Annotated in this window: 19 protein-coding genes; 10 read left to right on the top strand and 9 right to left on the bottom strand. The window is 41.2% G+C overall.

What is annotated here, in order from left to right:
* Positions 1-107 precede the first annotated feature (107 nt).
* From tyrS to AB0756_RS31135, 3 genes are all read left to right on the top strand, one after another.
* Complete coding sequence (gene tyrS, locus AB0756_RS31145) at positions 108-1,277, top strand: tyrosine--tRNA ligase (RefSeq protein ID WP_038082993.1); 1,170 nt, start codon at positions 108-110, stop codon at positions 1,275-1,277.
* A gap of 73 nt (positions 1,278-1,350) precedes the next feature.
* Complete coding sequence (gene pyrF, locus AB0756_RS31140; RefSeq protein ID WP_038082994.1) at positions 1,351-2,070, top strand: orotidine-5'-phosphate decarboxylase; 720 nt, start codon at positions 1,351-1,353, stop codon at positions 2,068-2,070.
* A gap of 215 nt (positions 2,071-2,285) precedes the next feature.
* Positions 2,286-2,855 (top strand): hypothetical protein, encoded by a 570-nt coding sequence (locus tag AB0756_RS31135; RefSeq protein ID WP_050046914.1) that lies wholly within the window; start codon positions 2,286-2,288, stop codon positions 2,853-2,855.
* A gap of 9 nt (positions 2,856-2,864) precedes the next feature.
* Here the strand turns inward: AB0756_RS31135 and AB0756_RS31130 are convergent, their stop codons facing one another.
* The 4 genes from AB0756_RS31130 to AB0756_RS31115 form a co-directional block, all read right to left on the bottom strand.
* A complete protein-coding gene (locus AB0756_RS31130; RefSeq protein ID WP_038082995.1) occupies positions 2,865-3,458 on the bottom strand; it encodes a hypothetical protein in 594 nt (197 codons plus the stop codon).
* A gap of 8 nt (positions 3,459-3,466) precedes the next feature.
* Entirely contained in the window at positions 3,467-3,871 is a 405-nt protein-coding gene (locus tag AB0756_RS31125) for a hypothetical protein (protein WP_237265954.1), read from the bottom strand.
* Positions 3,872-3,878: 7 nt separating this feature from the next.
* A complete protein-coding gene (locus AB0756_RS31120; protein ID WP_038082997.1) occupies positions 3,879-4,661 on the bottom strand; it encodes a TIGR04255 family protein in 783 nt (260 codons plus the stop codon).
* Between the two features lie 159 nt (positions 4,662-4,820).
* Positions 4,821-5,516 (bottom strand): uracil-DNA glycosylase, encoded by a 696-nt coding sequence (locus AB0756_RS31115; protein ID WP_038082998.1) that lies wholly within the window; start codon positions 5,514-5,516, stop codon positions 4,821-4,823.
* A gap of 168 nt (positions 5,517-5,684) precedes the next feature.
* Between AB0756_RS31115 and AB0756_RS31110 the strand changes: the two genes are divergently transcribed.
* Positions 5,685-6,371 carry a phosphoribosyltransferase gene (locus tag AB0756_RS31110; RefSeq protein WP_050046797.1) on the top strand — a complete coding sequence of 229 codons (687 nt, stop codon included), beginning with the start codon at positions 5,685-5,687 and terminating at the stop codon, positions 6,369-6,371.
* A gap of 4 nt (positions 6,372-6,375) precedes the next feature.
* On the opposite strand, the gene AB0756_RS31105 is transcribed toward AB0756_RS31110, so the two are convergent.
* Positions 6,376-7,467, bottom strand: coding sequence for a tetratricopeptide repeat protein (locus AB0756_RS31105; RefSeq protein ID WP_038083000.1), 1,092 nt, complete (start codon positions 7,465-7,467; stop codon positions 6,376-6,378).
* A gap of 118 nt (positions 7,468-7,585) precedes the next feature.
* On the opposite strand from AB0756_RS31105, the gene AB0756_RS31100 reads away from it, so the two are divergent.
* Positions 7,586-8,248: a class I SAM-dependent methyltransferase gene (locus AB0756_RS31100; RefSeq protein WP_038083009.1), complete on the top strand. Its 663-nt coding sequence runs from the start codon at positions 7,586-7,588 to the stop codon at positions 8,246-8,248.
* Positions 8,249-8,259: 11 nt separating this feature from the next.
* Here the strand turns inward: AB0756_RS31100 and AB0756_RS31095 are convergent, their stop codons facing one another.
* Entirely contained in the window at positions 8,260-8,703 is a 444-nt protein-coding gene (locus AB0756_RS31095; RefSeq protein WP_038083001.1) for an NADAR family protein, read from the bottom strand.
* Between the two features lie 148 nt (positions 8,704-8,851).
* Here AB0756_RS31095 and AB0756_RS31090 point away from each other — a divergent pair, with 148 nt between their 5' ends.
* Complete coding sequence (locus AB0756_RS31090; RefSeq protein WP_038083002.1) at positions 8,852-10,843, top strand: serine/threonine-protein kinase; 1,992 nt, start codon at positions 8,852-8,854, stop codon at positions 10,841-10,843.
* A 61-nt stretch (positions 10,844-10,904) separates the two neighbouring features.
* Positions 10,905-11,648, top strand: a complete 744-nt coding sequence (locus AB0756_RS31085; RefSeq protein ID WP_038083003.1) for an ATP-grasp domain-containing protein — start codon at positions 10,905-10,907, stop codon at positions 11,646-11,648.
* A 33-nt stretch (positions 11,649-11,681) separates the two neighbouring features.
* Here the strand turns inward: AB0756_RS31085 and iscB are convergent, their stop codons facing one another.
* On the bottom strand, positions 11,682-13,055 hold the full coding sequence (iscB, locus tag AB0756_RS31080) for an RNA-guided endonuclease IscB (protein WP_050046796.1): 1,374 nt from the start codon (positions 13,053-13,055) through the stop codon (positions 11,682-11,684).
* A 191-nt stretch (positions 13,056-13,246) separates the two neighbouring features.
* On the opposite strand from iscB, the gene AB0756_RS31075 reads away from it, so the two are divergent.
* Complete coding sequence (locus AB0756_RS31075; protein WP_050046795.1) at positions 13,247-13,495, top strand: hypothetical protein; 249 nt, start codon at positions 13,247-13,249, stop codon at positions 13,493-13,495.
* A gap of 204 nt (positions 13,496-13,699) precedes the next feature.
* On the opposite strand, the gene AB0756_RS31070 is transcribed toward AB0756_RS31075, so the two are convergent.
* Positions 13,700-14,410, bottom strand: coding sequence for a (2Fe-2S) ferredoxin domain-containing protein (locus tag AB0756_RS31070; RefSeq protein ID WP_038077695.1), 711 nt, complete (start codon positions 14,408-14,410; stop codon positions 13,700-13,702).
* 66 nt (positions 14,411-14,476) lie between these two features.
* Positions 14,477-14,737 carry an Asr1405/Asl0597 family protein gene (locus tag AB0756_RS31065; RefSeq protein WP_072040833.1) on the bottom strand — a complete coding sequence of 87 codons (261 nt, stop codon included), beginning with the start codon at positions 14,735-14,737 and terminating at the stop codon, positions 14,477-14,479.
* A gap of 434 nt (positions 14,738-15,171) precedes the next feature.
* Between AB0756_RS31065 and dpsA the strand changes: the two genes are divergently transcribed.
* Both dpsA and carB read left to right on the top strand, forming a co-directional pair.
* On the top strand, positions 15,172-15,726 hold the full coding sequence (dpsA, locus tag AB0756_RS31060; RefSeq protein WP_038077686.1) for a DNA starvation/stress protection protein DpsA: 555 nt from the start codon (positions 15,172-15,174) through the stop codon (positions 15,724-15,726).
* Between the two features lie 564 nt (positions 15,727-16,290).
* Positions 16,291-19,620: a carbamoyl-phosphate synthase large subunit gene (gene carB, locus AB0756_RS31055; RefSeq protein ID WP_038077690.1), complete on the top strand. Its 3,330-nt coding sequence runs from the start codon at positions 16,291-16,293 to the stop codon at positions 19,618-19,620.
* Positions 19,621-19,727 lie beyond the last annotated feature (107 nt).

Below are 19,727 nucleotides of genomic sequence, written 5' to 3'. Positions count from 1 at the left end.
TAGTTTGTTAGTTTGGCACAAGAAAATAAGATAGATATAAATTGCTAGTGACCACAACCAACCTTACTTTGATAGTGCAAAGCGTAGTTAACAGTCAATCCCCCAGTATGATGCAAGATTTCTCTTGGCTACATCGTGGTGTTGCGGAAATTTTTCCTCAACCTACTGATTCTGCCACTGAAATCGAAAGTTTAGAAAAACGATTGGCAACAACCGAGCGACCTTTAAGGGTCAAATACGGAATCGATCCTACCGGTGCTGAGATTCATCTCGGTCATAGCATACCAATGCGAAAACTGCGAGCGTTTCAAGATGCGGGTCATACTGCTGTCCTTCTTATAGGCGATTTTACAGCTCGCATTGGCGATCCTACGGGGAAATCTGAAATGCGCCGCCAGCTTACAGAAGAAGATGTGAAGAACAATGCCCAGACTTACCTGGATCAAGTACGACCCATTTTAGATTTTGATACTCCAGGCAGACTGGAAATACGTTACAACTCGGAATGGCTCTCAAAGCTGGATTTAGGTAAGATTCTAGAGTTACTCTCTACTATGACCGTGGGGCAGATGCTGGCAAAAGAAGGATTTGCCGAACGTTATAAAAAAGAGAATCCAATTTTTCTTCATGAGTTCCTCTACCCGCTAATGCAGGGCTATGATTCTGTTGCTCTTGAGGCAGATGTAGAATTGGGAGGGACAGATCAAAAGTTTAATATTGCTGTAGGACGAGATTTACAACGCCATTTTGGTCAAAAACCTCAATATGGGGTACTATTACCTATTTTAATTGGTACAGATGGCGTACAGAAAATGTCTAAGTCTTTGGGGAATTATGTGGGTTTGTTAGAACACCCAACTCAAAAGTATCAAAAACTACAACAAGTTCCCGACCATCTACTAGAAGAATATTTTACACTGCTGACTAGTTTACCAGTAGACAAGCTGCCAGAAAGTCCGCGCGATCGCCAAAAGTTATTGGCACGAGAAGTTGTAAAACAATATCACGGCGAGCAAGCCCTCAAGGATATTGAAGCTGGAGATATGCCAGAATTTTCCCTGGCACAAGTTCAGTTTCCTGCAAAACTGGCTTTTATCTTGAATGCTAGTGGCTTGTGCAAAAGTACTGGAGAAGGTAAGCGGAAAATTTTGGAAGGCGGAGTGCGGTTGGATGGCGATCGCATAACCGATGGCGATGCTACTATCGCCAACCAAAGTGAATTACAGGGTCGTGTTTTACAACTTGGAAAAAATAAGTTTGTTCGATTGATACCTTAATTGTTAGTGGTTAGTTGTTAGTTGTTTTTCTACTAACCGCTAACCACCGCCCACCAACCACTACCCGTGAAACATGAATGCCGAAGATCGAGTCATTGTGGCTTTAGATGTACCAGATGAACGCTCAGCAATAGAGCTTGTTGAAAGACTTGAGCAAGTCAGTTTTTGGAAAGTCGGTCTTGAGTTGTTTACGAGCACCGGACCAAAAATTCTGGAACTACTCAAATCTCGGCAAAAGCGTATTTTCTTAGATTTAAAATTTCATGACATTCCGAACACTGTTGCAGGTGCATGCCGTGCAGCTTCTCGTTATGGGGTGGATTTACTGACAATTCATGCAACATCTGGTAAGGAAGCTCTGAAAGCTGCAACTGAAGCAGTACAGGTGGGAGCATCGTCAGCAGGTGTAAAACCACCGAAGTTAATTGCCATTACACTACTAACAAGTATTTCTTCCAGACAGTTAGCATTTGATTTAAAAATTCCCTTAGAATTACCAGAGTATGTTCTTGAGATGTTGCTGATGGCTCAAGAGACAGGCTTAGATGGAGTTGTCTGTTCGCCTCAAGAAGTTGCACAGCTGCGACAAACTTGTGAAAAAGATTTTTTGCTCGTTTGTCCGGGAGTCCGTCCAACTTGGGCAGCTGCAAAAGATCAAGCGCGATCGCTGACTCCAGCACAAGCGATCGCAGCAGGAGCCGATTATCTCGTGATTGGGCGTCCCATTACTGAATCTGACAATCCGGAATTGGCTTGGAAAAAAATTTGTGAGGAGTTGGCAGCAATCTCATGAAGTTAGAAGTCAAATTGAAAAATTATGGCTTTTGGCTTCTTTGCTGTAGCTTCTGGCTGGTATCGCTCTCGTTTCCATGCTCAGCTTCGGAACGCATTCCCAGAGGTCAAGCCCCTAGCGATCGCGTGAAACATAAAGAAATAATATTGGGGAATATGAGGCAGAGCCCAACCACAGGCATTCCCATGCAGAGCCTGGGAACGAGGGCGAAACAGATGACTCAGAGCGAGATCGGAACGAGGAAAAGAGTTGTAGAAGCAAAAAAGGACTTTTGCTCAAATCAAAATTTGGAAATATTAACTACAGAAATGTTGCGCGATTTACCTAGTTATGCCAATCGCGTTTCTCAACGTTCGCGCCGTCTTAGTAGGAAAAATGAGGTTTTCAGTTATATCGTTCTTGCAGGAAGACCTGAGTTTGAACCGCTACCTCTTAACCCCAATGAATATACGAGAGATTCACTGAAAACTAAGTCAGAGGGAGTAGAGCAAGTTTTTTTTACAACTTTAGAGCGACAGTACGTAAATGGAAAAGAAATTCAATTGCAGGAATTCCACTGGCTGTTTTTAACAAAAGCAGAAAACAGCTGGCTGTTTGTGATGATGTTTTCTCAAATTGGTTCTTATCCAAAAAATCAGCCACCCACACCACCAAGGGATAGCAGTAACGGTGTTATTGCTCAAGGGATTAGCAATTGGTTGCGCGATTGTACAGCAGGTAGCGTGCGCGGGCGTCCTAGAAATTTAGAAACTAAACCTCAGCTACAAACTCCACCTAAACCCTAAAAGCTCTCTCTATCCTCCTTTCTCACTTTCATGTTGTGCAGGCAGTGCTATGCGCCCATGAAAGTCGTGGTAACGATGGGAGAAGTGTTCTAAATAAGGGCTTTCAAGTACTGTACGCCGTTTAGCTATCTTATTATTTATCTGGTAATATAAAAATTCAGCGTCTATAGCAAAAACTTTTTTGAAATCAACTGTTAATTCTGGCAAACCTTCTTGAATATACTCAAATTCTGAAGGCACTTTTTCAAAAAAATGATACTGTTGATTCCGATTAGATTTAACAAAATTCCATTCAGATGAATTTATTTGAAGAGTTTTGTTAAAGCGAATTTCTTGAGCAGTGTATACTTCACAAAAAAGTATAGAATTTAGTAACTTGTAAGTTTTATCCTGATTTTGCCTAGCAGTGTAATCCCAATCTAAGTCACAATCTTGAGTAACAATAATCCCGTAAGGATGAACTATAGGTTTAAACTTAGTGTTTTCAAGGGTTGGGGACAATTCATTTGGAACTGGTTTAAATTGTATAACTCCAGTCAAAATCTCCCCTTGCCTAAAAGCCTCTTTTTCATTAGAGGCTCTGTAAATCATACTTTTAGGCATGGTAAGAATTATTCAAAATCTATTACTAAAGGCGGTCTAAGAACACTTGGCAGTACACTACCCGTCACTACTCCTAATTCTTTAGGCAAAGTGGTTTGTTGTAAATAAGCCTGGTTTTGCTGATAGTATTCCAACATAGTTTCAAGTGCTTCGGATGCTTCTTGTAATCCTTCGGGACAAGTCGCAAAAAGGGTTTGAAGTATTGTTAAACACTTAATTAGAAGAATAGAGTTCTGATTTAATTGACTATACCAATCCTCACTAAAAGAGGATTCAATGGAAATTTGAATTTTCAGGGTAGGGGTATCAAGTACTAAATTTGACTTTGGAGAAGTTTGAGTAGGAGTTGATATAACTTCGTACCTTTGCCCAATAATATTCTTGCTCTTAGTGCCACTATTGAAGGTTTTCATGGTAGGTTTATATTGATTGAGGTCGCATTGCTCTATACAAATCATCAGTAATACTCCAGCGAAAGAGATTCCTAGCTGTGCGATTAGATTGATTGAGTATGTTCCAAAGATACTCACCTCTCTCTATCTTACCTTCTGTAAAAAAGTCTGCATCTAGTAAATAAGCTGTTTCATCTACTGCCTTCTCCGTATCTCTAACCATAACAAGCCCGTGATTAAAATTGACCTGACCAAATTCAGTTTTGATCTGTAAATTTTTGATGAAATTTTGAAGAGAGTCAGCTATTTCTGGAGTGTATAGCTCCGAAGCGATATGTTTGGGTATTAATTCAGCCCATTCTTTTTGAATATTTAGTTTTGAGCGAATGATTAAATCACGATATCTCAATCCTACTCTTGAATAAAATGATGGATTATATATTTTTTCAAAAATTTCTACAGCTATTTTGAATTTTTTAATAAAATTTTCATATCTTTCATATTTTGTAGTAACAAGAGTTATAGAATCTTTATCTATAGATAATTGCCAGCTTAGATCTTCTGATTTGAAATGATACGTCAAGTCATTGGTAATGTTTGAACTAAACTGAGTAAGAAGATTAGAAAGTTCATTTGGTATTGGTAAGTTTCTAGAGGCTTCAAAGATGGGATAATCAAACCTAACACTATCTTGAAAATCTACAGGTTGTTGACTTGTAATTCTTAAAATAGTCGGAAATCTAAGTTGAGCAATAACCTCAATAAGAGGGTTGTACTCGTAAATTACTCTTTCATAGTTTGGGAGCTTCATGTTTTAAAATTATCGATAACCAATTAGAACAATCTCTCTACTCTAGATTAGCCGACTTCTAACCGATTAGTCAGTGATATGTACCACATTTCAAGTTCTCTGAGGCAGAGAGCATTCCGGAACCCTGCCCCTGAAAGGTAAAATGTCGGAGATTTTTCGTTAGCTGTTATTCTGAATTTCATCAAACTTGGCGCGGACTGCTTGTATATCTTGCCACATTAACCACTTGGGGCTACCGACTTCACGACTTTGGTTACGCAACAAGTAGGAGGGGTGAAAAATTGGCATACACAAACGCCCATCCCATTCCATCCATTTGCCACGAAGTTGAGTAATACCCCGCTTGTCACCAATGACTCCTTTGACAGCAGTTGCACCTGTCAAAAGAATGATTTTTGGATCGACTAGGCGAATTTGCTCCATGAGATAGGGTTTACAAGCTTCCATCTCTTCTGTTGTTGGAACGCGATTACCTGGCGGTCGGCATTTATTAACATTACAAATGTATACATCTTTTTCAGAATCTAGCTTGACTGAGGCAAGAATTTTCTCTAGTAATTGTCCTGCCTTACCAACAAATGGCAATCCTGTTTCGTCTTCGTTTTGACCTGGTGCTTCTCCCACAATCATAATTGGTGCTTTCAAATTGCCTCGTCCCACAACGGCGTGGGTACGCGTGTCACCTAAATCACAACGATGGCACTGGTTGCAATGTTGTGCTATTTCAGTTACATTGGCGTAGATTCCACGCGGAATTGGAATCTTAACACTCGTGGGAATTAACTCTTTTTGGTCAAACTGAGACTGCTCAAAGTCTGATTCGCCAAAGAGGCTAAGTTGTTGTTCGCTACTCATGAAAATAGAAATATCTGATTTGTTCGGATGCAAGCTGCTGTAAACAAACAAACTTTGCTTTTCAATATCCGAATTTTGTTACTTACTAACATCCTATCGCATCCATACACTTGAGCAAAAATCAGTCATCATAAAAGCAATTGGCGTTTTCATCTGCTGGCAAGAATCATGCCACAAAAAAATTTACTTTTTGCCGATCGCACTCAAGCTGGTGAAAAACTAGCGCGGGAAATTCACAACATTGTGACCCAGCAAACTATTGACTCTGGGGTGAAGCAAAGAACAATAGTTTATGCTTTACCAAGAGGAGGAATACCAGTTGCATCTCCGATCGCAAGTCTATTGGGTTGTCCGCTAACGGTAGAAGTGGCAAAAAAAATTAGCCATCCAGAAAATCCTGAGTTAGCAATTGGTGCGGTGACCGCTTCAGGCAATGTTCTTTGGCAAGAGCAAGGGATCTTTCGTAAAATACCATCTCCGCAGTTGAAAGAAGCTGCGTTAAATTCTGCCATAGAACAAGCGCACTTTCTTCAAGTGCGATTAGAATCCGCTTGTCCCCAAGTCGATCCTAAGGGTGCTAGGCTCATTTTGGTTGATGATGGTATTGCTACGGGTATGACAATAGCGGTAGCCGCAAAGTCTTTAAGAGCACTCAATCCTGCAGAGATTTGGTTTTGTTCCCCAGTAGCACCCCTAAAATTGCTACCTTGGCTGCGTCTGTGGGGCGATCGCTTAATTGTCTTAGCAACACCAAAAAATTTCTTGAGCGTCAGCCATTTTTACTCAAAATTTCCGCAAGTAGAAACACAAGAAGCCCTAGAATTATTAAAAATTATCAATAATAAAACTTTATAAGTTATCATTCATAGTTATTTTGATATTTCATTGCCTTAGCATAGTCACCCAAAGCATAACAAGCCGTCTTTAGACTGTTAAGGGTTTGTTCTTCGCTACGGCGATCGCCAAGAATTCTTGCTATCTCCAAACGTTGTTCGTAGTATGTAATGGCTTTAGCATAATCACCCAAAGCTTCACAAGCGACTCCCAAACTACCCAGAGACTGTTCTTCACTGCGTTTGTCTTTGATGTCTCTTGCAAGTTGCAAACGTTCTTCATAATAAACAATAGCTCTGGCATAGTCCCCTATTGCATAACAAGCATTACCCAAATTTTTTAACACTTGCGCTGCACTGCGGCGGTTATTGAGAGAATAGGCGATTCTGACACACTGTTCGTAGTAAGCGATCGCTTTGCCATAATCCCCCAACGCATACCAAGCATTGCCAAGATTTTTCAAGACTTGCTCTTCTCCCCAGTGATCCTGGAGTTCCCGTACAATTTCCAGACTTTGCTGCTTGAGTTCGATTGCTTGTGAAAGGTTACCCAATGCTTTATGAACCAATCCCAAATTATTCAGCCCTGCAACCTCACTGCGCTTGTCTTGTAGTTGTTGGGCTATTTTCAAACACTCTTGGAGACTCTCCATTGCTTTATAATTGTCCCCCAAATGCCGATAAGCATTGCCCAAATGGGAGTACGCCTGCATGTGAATCCGCAAATCCGTGACATCTTTTGCCACACCCAAACACTGTTGGGAGTAGGAAATCGCACTTTTGTAGTCTCCCAAGGTATAAGCTATCAATCCCAAACAAGAAAGTACCTGTGCTTGTCTTTCACAATCTCCAACTGCTTGAAAAAGTGCTAAAGATTCTTGTAAGGATTTCATAGCTACAGGCAAATCACCACTTTGTTGCTGTTGAATTCCTTGACGCAAAAGTCTGTAGGCTTCCAAAGAGTGGTCGTCTTGCGCCTGTGGAACCAGTACTTCCTCTTGTAAATTTTGGCTAACATCCTGAGTCATTGCCTCAGGTTTCCTTGCTTTTAGGTACGCCGCAGGTGGTTGCAAGGGAACCGTGTTTTTTGAGCTAAGATTCCATCCGCCTTTCCACATCGACCGCTCTCTGTTAATAGTGGTAATGTATTTAGTCTTCCCAAAATTAAGTTGCATCTTTCATCAAGAGAAGGTAAAAATCACCCGTTCGCCACCACCAACCACCAAACCAATGACTATCAATAGAGTACTAGAACCGGAAGTGATGGACGATCTCGAAGAATCCATGGAGTATGATGCCATGAATTTCTTGGAGGTCAACACTGCGTTTGCTCGAGAGGCGATCGCTCTTGGACCCTCAGAACAAGCTGTAGTACTAGATGCTGGTACCGGTCCGGGTCGAATTCCCGTCCTCATGTGTCAAATTCGTCCGCAATGGAGAATTATCGCTGTCGATCTGGCACAAACTATGTTACAAATTGCTTCACAACACGTTCAGCAGGCACTTTTGCAACAGCAAATTTCTTTGGAATTGGTGGACGTGAAAAACTTACCTTACGCTGAAGGGCAGTTTGATATGGTTATATCAAATAGTCTCGTTCATCATTTAAGCGACCCGTTACCTTTCTTCAAAGAACTTCAACGTGTTCTAAAACCTAACGGTGGTATCTTTATTCGCGACTTAGTTCGACCTGATGATGAGATAACAATAAACACTTTGGTTGAGACTGTTGGTCCAGAATACGATATACACCAGAAAAAACTATTCCGCGATTCTCTCTATGCAGCACTAACTGTAGAAGAGGTGAATCAGCTCGTTCTACAAGCAGGTTTAGAAGGAGTTAAGGTTTATCAGTCCAGTGACTGTCATTGGACTATAGAACGACAGTACAGAAATTAACCAACAGCCCATTAGCGATCGCTATGACGCAATATTTCTCGAACTTCCATTAAGATTTTTCCTAACATATTTTTACCGCTACCATCAGCACCGCAACCCCAGTAGTAATCGATAGGTGAGTTCTCAACAAGTTCTGCTTCCCCCGTAGAAAGCAAAATTTCTCTGATATCAGTATGTGTTTGAAACTTACACAGCACAGCCTTCTTCATGATGCCATCTTTCACTGTTTCCCAATCCGAACGCAAAGGGCGCTTCCGCTCTCGTCCCATTCTAGCAGCCTCTTTAGGTGTTTTTACTAGGCGGATCTGTTCCACATGAGGCGTACCTACAAACTTTTGTGCTTGAAAATAATGTTCGCTCGTATACCAGTAGAGACCATCTAATTCAAAACCATGAGGTGAAAAATTAGAAAAACAGCCATATTCTTCACGAGTGCTGTAAAAATAAACAGTCATAAGTAATTTAGATTTTTTATGTATTATAAATTACTTTAAAAAAGGTTGCCAAGCCCGACAGCAACTCGCAAAATAAATTAGCATCGCAAATGCGATAACGATGAACGGAAGAACATAATATTAAAGAACAATGGCTCTTTAATACCCGATGGCGATCTACTGCTTTAATCTCTGTTGTGAAAAGCCTTTGAATCCAGATAGTGCGGAATTTTGCCAAAATTGTGGGACAAAACTGATCTCGCTGCTGCGAAACCGTTATCACGTTATTCAGCCGTTGGGGGGTGGAGGATTTGGCAGAACTTTTCTGGCTGAAGATGAAGATAAACTCAAAGAGCACTGTGTTGTCAAACAACTAGCACCCCAAGTTCAAGGAACCAGTGCTTTACAAAAAGCCACCGAACTGTTTCAAGAAGAAGCGCGACGCTTGCAACAGTTAGGAGAACATCCACAAATTCCAACTTTGTATGCTTACTTCAGACAGGAAAACTATCTATACCTGGTACAGCAGTTTATTGAAGGGCAAACTTTACGGCAAGAATTGAATCAGCACGGGCTTTTCTGTGAAGAGAAGATTTGGGAAGTCTTGGGTGAATTACTACCCATTCTCAAATTCATTCACGAACATCAAGTCATTCACCGAGATATTAAACCAGAAAATATTATCCGCCGTCTCTCTCCTAAAAGAAAAGGGAATTTAGTACTGATTGATTTTGGTGTTGCCAAACAGTTAACAGAAAATTCTTTAGAAAAAACAGGAACAACTATTGGTTCCTATGGTTATGCACCAATGGAACAAATGAAATATGGCTCTGCACATCCTGCTAGCGATCTGTTTAGTTTGGGTGTCACGTGCTTTTATTTACTCACTGGAGTTCACCCATCACAATTGTATATAGAAGATGGATATAGTTGGGTAGCTCAGTGGCAACAACACCTCAGATTTTCTATATCCACGCAATTGGAGCGCGTGCTAGATAAACTGTTACAAAAAAATCTAGAAAACCGCTATCAATCGGCAGATGAAGTCTTACAAGATTGCTGCGGTAAACCAAAATTAGAAACGATTCCACAAGAGATTGCAGACACTTTAATATCAACAAATCCTAAAAATTTATCTATCTATCCCAGTACAGTTATTCAACCCAAAATACAGATTAAAAAACATACTTTACTGGGAAGTTTTGCCGTATTTATAATGGGCTTGGGAGGATTTTTATATTGGCAAAATCAGAGAAATACACCAACTTTAATTGGTCATTTAGGTGACATTAATTCTCTGGCTGTTAAAATAAATATTGCCCCGTTTGACAAACAAAATTCGACAGAATTATTAGCAAGTGGTAGTGATGACAAGACTATAAAGATTTGGGATTTAAACAAGATAAAAGAAATTCGTACTTTAAAAGGGCATAAAGAATTTGTTTATTCTGTTGCTTTGAGTGCTGACGGTCAAACTCTTGCAAGTGGAAGCAAAGACAATACAATCAAAATCTGGAATGTAAATAAGGGGGAAGAAATTCGCACACTTATAGGACATTCTAGTTATGTTAATTCTGTCGCTATGAGTGCAGACAGCCAAACTCTTATCAGTGGTAGCTATGACAAAACAATTAAAGTTTGGAATTTAAAGACAGGTCAAGAAATTCACACTCTAAAAGGACATGAAGGAGAAGTTTTGTCTGTTGCTATTAGCCCAGATGGTCAAACTATTGCTAGTGGTAGTACAGATAGAACAGTCAAAATTTGGAATGTCAAGACCGGGCAATTATTACGAACTTTAAACGGACATTTAGGGGATGTAAATGCCGTTGCTATTAGTCCGGAGCGGAGGATTGTAGCAAGTGTTAGCGATGACAGAACCATTAGAGTCTGGAATTTGAATACAGGAAGAGAATTACGTCCTCCTCTCACAGGTCATTCGGCTGATGTGAATGCTGTTGCGTTTAGTCCTGATAGCGAAAAAATTGCAACGGGAAGTGATGACACAACTGTCAAACTCTGGAACTTGAGCACGGGACAAGAAATAAAAACTTTTAAAGGTCATTCGCAAGAAGTTTTTGCTGTGGTTTTTAGTCAAGATGGTAAAAAGATAGTGAGTGGTAGCAAAGATAAGACCATTAAGATTTGGCAAGTTCCTTAAACTGGGTGCGATCGCTATCATGGAAAAATCGGGTTTGTATAACATCTTTAGTTAAAAAATATTGATTTCCAAAGCTTTCATTCAAGAACAAGGTAACGGACGACTCCGACACGAAGAGCAACTTGTCACTGAGGAACTGAGGGAAAGAGGTATCCCAATTACGTTTTATACTGAAAAGCGTATCCGTAGGAGACAACTTCCGCTCGATCGCGAATCTTTAGTTGTTGGCGATATACCGTGTGTTTTGGGAGCGTTAAAACAGGTTGGTATCCCAGAACCACAACCCAACGATTATCCAACCTCGCTTATCAACTTCATGCACCGTCGTACATGGATCTCTACTCTCGAACAGTTAGAAGTGGGATTTCGCAACGGTGTGTATCCTCCGACATTTGTTAAACCTGCTACACGTCGCAAACGTTTTACAGGTTTTATCTTGGAATCGGAATACGATTTTTGGCAAGTTTATGGAGTGTCGCGTCAAGAAAAGTTACTGTGCTCGGAAGTTGTGTCTTGGGTGAGCGAGTATCGAGTGTACGTTGTGCGATCGCAAATTAGAAGTTGCGATTGTTACCGTGGTAATGCGGATGTTCCATTAGATACAGAAAAAGTGCTCTGCGCGATCCAAGCGCTTGACAGTGCGGGAGAATCCCATGCAGGGTACGCAATTGATTTTGGAGTTTTAGCTTCCGGAAAAACTGCTTTGGTGGAAATGAATGATGGTTTTGCGCTCGGAGCATACACAATCGATCGGCAAAACTACACCGACATGATTTTAGCAAGATGGGAGGAACTTATAAAATAAAGATCGGGCTTTGAGGGATTTTATGTCAAGCCATTAGATAGCTCTAAAACGAAGTAAATCCTGGTCAATCGTAGCAAAACTGTATTCATAGCCATCGGAGCGATGAATAAGTTTAGCGTATTGTTGGTCAATTGCAATTCGATGACCGCTAATTAGTACCTCTACTCCTTTAGGAGTTGGAGTTTTAACTCTGGCACGATAAATTCCTGCTTTAATATGTTTGCGCTCTTTTAGCAGATTGCAAATCACATAATCACTAGCTGTCGCATGAGTATATTTCTGATTTGTGCTAACTAACTTAACTTCTTTTTTGCCAGTAATGGGATTCTTTTTAATGCTGGCTATAGCAGGAAAGCCTTTAGCATTCATTCTTTGTACTTGTTTAGTGCCGTGACCTTTACAGGTAACCCGCAATGGTTGACATATTCGCAATTTAACTATTTCTGATGTTCCCACACAAGCACTATCGATCCAATGAAGTTTGGGTAATCCACTTTGAATACGAATCATTTTAGTAGATGCACCGTCTCCACTAATTACTCTTAATCCGAATTTATGTGCCATCTCAAATATAGCTTTTCGAGTAGAGTTGACAGCAGCAGCATCTGATAGTGATTTTTTCTGATGTGATTTAATTTTTTTAAGGATTTCTGGTTGATCCTTGAGAAATTGCTCCACAGGCTTATTCCCCTTTTTCTGATTGCATTTTTCACATGATAATGTCAGGTTTGAGAAGCGTTCGCTACCTCCCTTACTTCGTGCGTTGATATGTTCTATTTGTAAGGGGACATCTGTCTTGCCACAATAAACGCATTCTCTATCCCAATGCTCAAGCAATGCTTCACGTAAGGTGTAGCCCCATAATGTCCCCTGCTGATATTCGAGCCCTTCGATATCAGGCGTTTCCAATTTTTGCAGATCGAATTTAACCGATTCAATTGCTATTGATTTAATTGGTGCTATTTTCAGCAACCGTTTAATCCATGTCTGAGTGCTTAACAACCGATGGCGTAAACTAGGTGCTAGCCATCCATCTGGCTTTTTGCGATCAAATCTCTTTTGACGATAGCGAAGTCTTCTGGTTCTTCTAGAACGTCGAACACCAGCACGTTTAATTAATTCCATTTTAATGGCTAATCCGCGATGTTCTAGTTCCATTGCCCAGATGACTTCATTCTTATTTAAATCTACTAGAGAAATGCCAGTAAATTTACTACCTGGGTCACAGCGAAGTTCTAAATAGGGTTCTACATTTTCATTCACCTCTTTTTCTAAAATTAGAGTAAATGGAAATAATTTCATCTTTTTAGTTTTACCCTGTGCTTGAAGAATTCTCGCTCTTGCTGGTGTTGTTGGTTTTAGTATTAAGCCATTTTTACTCAGAACGAATACAGAATTGGTAATCATCGTTTGATGAATCTCCCTCTTGGGGTGTAGTTTGCCTCGACACTGCTTTTAAACTTCTTAAAAAGGTTCGGTGTTGCGCTATAACAAAGTAGCCATGTTCCTCCCCCGACGCTTGGGACTGGCAAATCCCATTAAGTCATCATTTAAAAGCGGACTTAAACCTTTGCAGGTAACATAGAATCAACAGTTCTATGCTGAGTCTGGTGAAGTCAGTTAACCGAATTACTCAGTTTCACTACGAATTCCTTCGTTTTGCCTACTTCTCTCTAACAGTTGAAGACTTGGAAAAAATGCAGCAACAACATCCTGACTATCGCATGGAATTAGTCAAGGGAAATATCATCATTATGGGTCCATCAGGATATCAACGTACTATATGCGTTGACGGTACGTTGATTTGTGGTTTTAGACTTCGTGAGTGTACTGCACTCAGCCGATAACCGCTATAATAGTATTTTTTTATACAAAATTTTAAATACCCCTATCATCAAGGCTTATCGCTAACAAGAATGAGCCTTGATGATAGGGGTATTGCACCTTGCCCGTTTGTCTCAAACAATGTTCCCACCCTGCAAAGATTTTGCAACAACTACGGATGAGTAGTTGAAAATTAATACCGAAAAATTCATTAGTATATATTCGCATTAAGAAGTAGGTAGACAACCATCAGCATCCGCTAACTTAGCGACAGGCAAAATAACTTCGTTGTCGCTGTCTGCATTTTGAGGAGAAAAATGCTTATCCATAAGCGCGGGGACTTGTGCAGCTTGAATCCGACTGTAGCGGGTTTTGTCTGGCATCACTAAGTTTGGTCCTGCTTTGCAATTTTTCATGCAACCCGTGCCTCTAATTGTCACTTCTGATTCCAAACCACGCGCACTTACAGAGGCTTCTAGTGCTTGGCAAAGCTGCTTACCACCACGTTTCATGCAGTCTGATTTTTGGCACACCAGTATAGTGGCTTTTTTTGTTTTAACTTCATGAGACGGGGAAGCAGGGATATCAGCACGTGGAGACTTAGAAAAAGAAGAAGACAAGGAAATAGATTCTTCCCTTGTCCCCTGGTTTCCTTGTTCCCTTGTCTCAACGTGGGCTGCCATCACTTGGTAAGCTTTGAGCTTGACTTCACCCGTTTTTAAATCGTGCTTTTTCTCACCCACAATTTGCAGCCAAGTCCCCTTTTGTAAGCGCAAGTCAAAAGCAATGCGTAGGTGTTTGGCTAGTTTAACGTAGCATTCACCTTCAGAAGTGTCTAACAGCAAGCCTTTTAGCTTATAGCCATCTTTGATAACAAAATCTAGAAACCGCCCCTCCAGACGGAATTCTGAAACTTCTGTCATGTGACTTTTCCCCATCTTTTTACCTCTGTTCAACAAAGACTTTAATTTCAGCATGGTACTTATTAGCAGTAGTTTCCGCGCCTATGACTGCCGATAGCGAATTTGCCAGCACTTTTTTAGAGTTGATACTAACTCTCGACGTGAGGCTGTAGATTGCCGCACAACACTCCAAATTTGAATGGCAGCCGTGACATTGTTAATGTCAACTGTTAACGGCTGATTCGTCTCACACCAACAGGGAATGTCTAACTCCCGCAAACGATGATATATCTGCCATCGGTCTGCTCTATTGACCTCTATATTGTACTTTTCCTCATGTGGTTGCGAAGTTAACGGTTTCAAGACAATCCCCCTAAATGTGCAATAGTTTTGCAGTAACTACTACGCTTTTGCTTCCATTATTTTCTGATTGTGGAAGCTAAGCTTTATTCATTAGGATAACCTAAGTGCAAACTTTTCTCAGTAATTTTTGAAAAAAAATGAGATAAGTCTTGGAAATTGGGGATTGAGGTAGAGTTATTCTTCCTTATCTTTCGTGTGTCCCTTATCCCCTTGTCTCCTCGGTCGGTGTTTCCATAACATTTTTTCTTGATAGTGTCAGTGCTTTATATTACATTTTTCTACTAAAATAAAAATATATAAGATACATCTGGGATTCTTTAAATAAAAAGGTCAAAATTCTTTGATGTTGATAGGGCTTGCTATTATTTTTAAAATGTTAATATGTAAAGACCAAAGCAGTTAAAAACTGCGACTGCCATAAAGCGAGGAAAACCATGTCTGAAACGCAAACTGTGTTACGTAATTTTGGTCATGTTTATGACAATCCTGTCCTCCTGGACAAAAGTGTAACTGAGCCAGTTTGTGAAGGGTTTAATGTCCTGTTAGCCAGTTTCCAAGCACTGTACTTGCAGTACCAAAAGCATCATTTCGTAGTTGAAGGCGCAGAATTTTACTCGCTGCATGAGTTCTTCAACGAAAGCTACGGTCAAGCGCAAGAACACGTCCATGATATTGGAGAACGTTTGGATGGACTGGGTGGAGTGCCAGTTGCAACCTTTAGCAAATTAGCGGAATTGTGCTGCTTTGAGCCTGAAGCTGATGGCGTCTTCTCTAGCCGTCAAATGGTAGAAAATGACCTGAAGGCAGAGCAAGCAATTATCGGTGTTCTTCGCCGTCAAGCAGCACAGGCTGAGAGTTTGGGCGATCGTGCTACACGGTATTTGTACGAAAAAATCTTGTTAAAAACTGAAGAAAGAGCTTACCACCTAGCTCACTTCCTGGCTAAGGATAGCTTAACCTTAGGTTTTGTTCAACCCGCTCAAAACTAAAGCACTCATAATATAGAGCTATCTAACACAAGACTTAAAAAAGCTACGAATACTCGTTCTTAAACAAGTATAAGAAATGGCAGAGAGGATGAAAATTTACCTCTCTGCCATTTTTCATGAAAATCTACAAAAAAACATAATATTTAATCTCAAAAAAGATTCATTAAGCTAGTTAGCAATTATTCTTATTTAGATTTTTTCCCAATGTTAAGAAAAGTCTAAATTCTGGTTGAAGATACTCTTTAAAAAAAAACACTCTTTTTTTGAGAAAAATCTTCAGTGTAAATGCAAAATAATTGCAAAAAGTTTGGGATTGGAAATTGGAAATTGCCCTCTAGTCGCTCTAAAATTACCGCTTCTTGTGGGTAAGGTGGCACACATTTAATGTAAATGGGCATCGTCCACCCTAAGCCCTCATCCCCAGAGGGGACGCCCATCTTCCCCAATGTCCCATGCCCATTACCCACCATCTGTCATAAAACCTACAAAAAGCGGCAAAATAAAAATCTGTAAGACCCTTACAATAATCAAGTCTTATATTCTCTGTACTTGAAGGCAACAACTATGCCCCGCCGTGACGACATCAGGAAGATTCTGCTGCTAGGGTCCGGTCCCATCGTAATTGGACAAGCTAGCGAGTTTGACTACTCTGGTACCCAAGCCTGTAAAGCATTACGCGATGAAGGTTATGAAGTGGTGTTGGTCAATTCCAATCCTGCCACGATTATGACCGATCCAGAAACAGCCGATCGCACATACATCGAACCGCTAACACCAGAGTTGGTGGAAAAAGTCATCATCCAAGAACGTCCCGATGCCCTTCTCCCAACAATGGGAGGACAAACTGCCCTCAATATTGCTGTAACTTTGGCAAAAAATGGCGTGTTGGAACGATACGGTGTTGAGTTAATTGGTGCCAAACTACCAGCTATTGAGAAAGCTGAAGACAGAAAACTGTTCAACGAAGCAATGTTCAAGATAGGGGTAAACGTATGCCCTAGCGGTACAGCTTCATCTTTAGAAGAAGCCAAAACGGTTGCCAAAAAAATTGGTACGTATCCCTTGATTATTCGTCCTGCTTTTACTTTAGGTGGTACGGGGGGTGGTATTGCTTACAATGAGGAAGAATTTGCAGAAATGGCACAAGCCGGTATTGATGCCAGCCCAGTTTCACAAATTCTGATCGACCAGTCCCTACTCGGCTGGAAAGAATATGAATTGGAAGTCATGCGCGACTTGGCAGATAACGTTGTGATTATCTGTTCCATTGAAAACCTCGATCCAATGGGTATCCATACAGGCGATTCCATCACCGTTGCTCCAGCCCAAACCCTCACTGATAAGGAATACCAGCGCCTGCGGGATATGGCAATTAAAATCATCCGCGAAATTGGAGTCGAAACGGGTGGTTCCAACATTCAATTTGCCATCAATCCCATCAATGGGGATGTCGTTATTATTGAGATGAATCCCCGTGTTTCCCGAAGTTCGGCGCTGGCTTCTAAAGCAACTGGTTTCCCCATCGCTAAAATGGCAGCAAAATTGGCTGTCGGTTACACCTTAGATGAAATCAACAACGATATCACTAAGAAAACCCCAGCTTCTTTTGAACCAACGATTGATTATGTAGTCACGAAAATTCCGCGTTTCGCCTTTGAAAAGTTTCCCGGTTCTGAAGCAGTACTGACAACACAAATGAAGTCAGTAGGGGAAGCAATGGCAATTGGGCGAACTTTCAATGAATCATTTCAAAAAGCGTTGCGTTCCCTAGAAACCGGACGTGGGGGATGGGGTTGTGACATGAAAGAAAAATTGCCCAGTGGCGAACAAATTCGCGCCCATCTGCGAACACCAAACCCCGAACGCATTTTTGCCGTCCGTCATGCCATGCTGTTGGGTATGGCTCTTGAGGAAATCTACGAGTTAACGGGAATTGACCCCTGGTTCCTCGATAAAATGCAGGAATTGCTAGAGGTGGAAAAATTCCTCAAACGGACTCCTTTACAGCAATTGACAAAAGAGCAGATGTTTGAGGTGAAACGCCAGGGTTTTAGCGATCGCCAAATTGCCTACGCGACTAAAACAACAGAAGATGAAGTGCGTACATACCGCAAACAGCTAGGAGTTATTCCAGTTTACAAAACAGTAGACACTTGTGCGGCTGAATTTGAAGCGTTTACTCCATACCACTACTCTACCTACGAAGAAGAAACCGAAGTTGAAGCAACCACCAAACCCAAAGTGATGATTTTGGGAGGAGGTCCCAACCGCATCGGACAGGGTATTGAGTTTGACTACTGTTGCTGTCACGCAGCCTTTGCCTTAAAAGATGCGGGTTACGAAACAATCATGGTCAACTCCAATCCAGAAACCGTTTCTACTGATTACGATACAAGCGATCGCCTGTACTTTGAGCCACTTACAAGAGAAGATGTGCTTAATATTATTGAGGCAGAAAACCCCGTTGGGGTGATCGTACAGTTTGGCGGTCAGACACCGTTAAAGTTATCAGTACCCTTGCAAAAATATCTACAGGGACTGGGGACTGGAGACAAAGGAGAATCTTCTTCCTTATCTACCCCCTCTTCCTTATCTACCCCCTCTCCCTTGTCCCCAATCACAAAAATCTGGGGAACTTCACCTGATTCTATTGATATGGCTGAAGACCGGGAGAAGTTTGAAAAGATTCTCAAAGACTTGGATATTGCCCAACCTCCAAATGGAACTGCTCGGAGCTATGAAGATGCGCTGATTGTCGCCAAACGCATTGGTTACCCAGTTGTTGTGCGTCCTAGCTACGTGTTGGGTGGACGGGCAATGGAAATTGTCTATTCCGATACTGAGTTAGAACGTTACATGACCTTTGCCGTACAAGTAGAGCCAGAACATCCAATTCTTATTGATAAGTTTCTGGAAAATGCCATTGAAGTCGATGTAGACGCGATCGCCGACCATACGGGGCAAGTCGTCATAGGCGGTGTAATGGAACACATTGAACAAGCGGGCATTCACTCTGGAGATTCTGCTTGTACCTTACCTTCCATTTCGTTACCACCATTAGTTTTAGAAAAAATTCGTGCTTGGACAACGCAATTAGCACAGGCGCTAAATGTTGTGGGATTAATGAATATCCAGTTTGCCATTGTTGGTTCTCAAACATATTCGCCTCAGGTTTATATCCTTGAAGCCAATCCCCGCGCATCCCGTACTGTTCCATTCGTTTCCAAAGCAACAGGTGTCCCGTTGGCAAAGCTAGCATCTTTAATTATGTCCGGTAAAACTTTGAAGGAGCTAGGTTTTACTAAAGAAGTCATTCCAGATCATATAGCAGTTAAAGAAGCTGTTTTGCCATTTAATAAATTCCCCGGTACTGATGTCATCTTAGGCCCCGAAATGCGTTCTACAGGTGAGGTCATGGGTATCGATAAGGATTTTGGACGTGCGTTTGCCAAAGCAGAACTGGGTGCTGGAGAACGTTTACCCTTAAGTGGAACAGTGTTTGTCTCGATGAACGATCGCGATAAAGCAGCTGCAGTTGCTGTTGTCCAAGAGTTTATTAATTTAGGTTTTTCTGTTATGGCGACCCAAGGAACTCGCAGCTACTTGGAGGAAAATGGTTTAGACGTTGAGTTAGTGCTAAAACTACACGAAGGACGCCCTCATGTTTTAGACGCAATCAAAAACCACAGAATTCAACTCATTATTAACACGCCATCTGGAGAAGATGCTTACAGTGATGCTAAACTCATTCGCCGAACAGCGTTAGCTTATAAAATCCCCATCGTGACTACGATTGCTGGGGCAAAAGCGACTGTCGCTGCAATCCGTTCGCTTCAAAGTACAACTTTGGACGTGAAAGTTATTCAAGATTACAATATCGCAGCTGGGAACTAGACGCGGGAGAATAAGAGAGATTAGGGGACAAGGGGGACAAGGGAGAACGCCTACCCAATCCACTCATCCCCAACCCCCAACCCCTAATCCGCATTAACCGCGATCTT

The sequence above is a fragment of the Tolypothrix campylonemoides VB511288_2 genome (genome assembly GCF_045999855.1).
Taxonomy (GTDB): domain Bacteria; phylum Cyanobacteriota; class Cyanobacteriia; order Cyanobacteriales; family Nostocaceae; genus Scytonema; species Scytonema bouteillei_A.
The sequence above is the reverse complement of the archived record's forward strand: the minus strand, read 5'-3'. Positions and strand labels throughout refer to the sequence as shown.

What these genes read in the sequence shown, in the direction of transcription:
- tyrS (WP_038082993.1), top strand. Translation starts at nt 108, where the DNA reads ATGATGCAAGATTTCTCTTGGCTACATCGTGGTGTTGCGGAAATTTTT.
- pyrF (WP_038082994.1), top strand. Translation starts at nt 1,351, where the DNA reads ATGAATGCCGAAGATCGAGTCATTGTGGCTTTAGATGTACCAGATGAA.
- AB0756_RS31135 (WP_050046914.1), top strand. Translation starts at nt 2,286, where the DNA reads ATGACTCAGAGCGAGATCGGAACGAGGAAAAGAGTTGTAGAAGCAAAA.
- AB0756_RS31130 (WP_038082995.1), bottom strand. Translation starts at nt 3,458, where the DNA reads ATGCCTAAAAGTATGATTTACAGAGCCTCTAATGAAAAAGAGGCTTTT.
- AB0756_RS31125 (WP_237265954.1), bottom strand. Translation starts at nt 3,871, where the DNA reads ATGAAAACCTTCAATAGTGGCACTAAGAGCAAGAATATTATTGGGCAA.
- AB0756_RS31120 (WP_038082997.1), bottom strand. Translation starts at nt 4,661, where the DNA reads ATGAAGCTCCCAAACTATGAAAGAGTAATTTACGAGTACAACCCTCTT.
- AB0756_RS31115 (WP_038082998.1), bottom strand. Translation starts at nt 5,516, where the DNA reads ATGAGTAGCGAACAACAACTTAGCCTCTTTGGCGAATCAGACTTTGAG.
- AB0756_RS31110 (WP_050046797.1), top strand. Translation starts at nt 5,685, where the DNA reads ATGCCACAAAAAAATTTACTTTTTGCCGATCGCACTCAAGCTGGTGAA.
- AB0756_RS31105 (WP_038083000.1), bottom strand. Translation starts at nt 7,467, where the DNA reads ATGTGGAAAGGCGGATGGAATCTTAGCTCAAAAAACACGGTTCCCTTG.
- AB0756_RS31095 (WP_038083001.1), bottom strand. Translation starts at nt 8,703, where the DNA reads ATGACTGTTTATTTTTACAGCACTCGTGAAGAATATGGCTGTTTTTCT.
- AB0756_RS31090 (WP_038083002.1), top strand. Translation starts at nt 8,852, where the DNA reads ATGGCGATCTACTGCTTTAATCTCTGTTGTGAAAAGCCTTTGAATCCA.
- iscB (WP_050046796.1), bottom strand. Translation starts at nt 13,055, where the DNA reads ATGATTACCAATTCTGTATTCGTTCTGAGTAAAAATGGCTTAATACTA.
- AB0756_RS31075 (WP_050046795.1), top strand. Translation starts at nt 13,247, where the DNA reads ATGCTGAGTCTGGTGAAGTCAGTTAACCGAATTACTCAGTTTCACTAC.
- AB0756_RS31070 (WP_038077695.1), bottom strand. Translation starts at nt 14,410, where the DNA reads ATGGGGAAAAGTCACATGACAGAAGTTTCAGAATTCCGTCTGGAGGGG.
- dpsA (WP_038077686.1), top strand. Translation starts at nt 15,172, where the DNA reads ATGTCTGAAACGCAAACTGTGTTACGTAATTTTGGTCATGTTTATGAC.
- carB (WP_038077690.1), top strand. Translation starts at nt 16,291, where the DNA reads ATGCCCCGCCGTGACGACATCAGGAAGATTCTGCTGCTAGGGTCCGGT.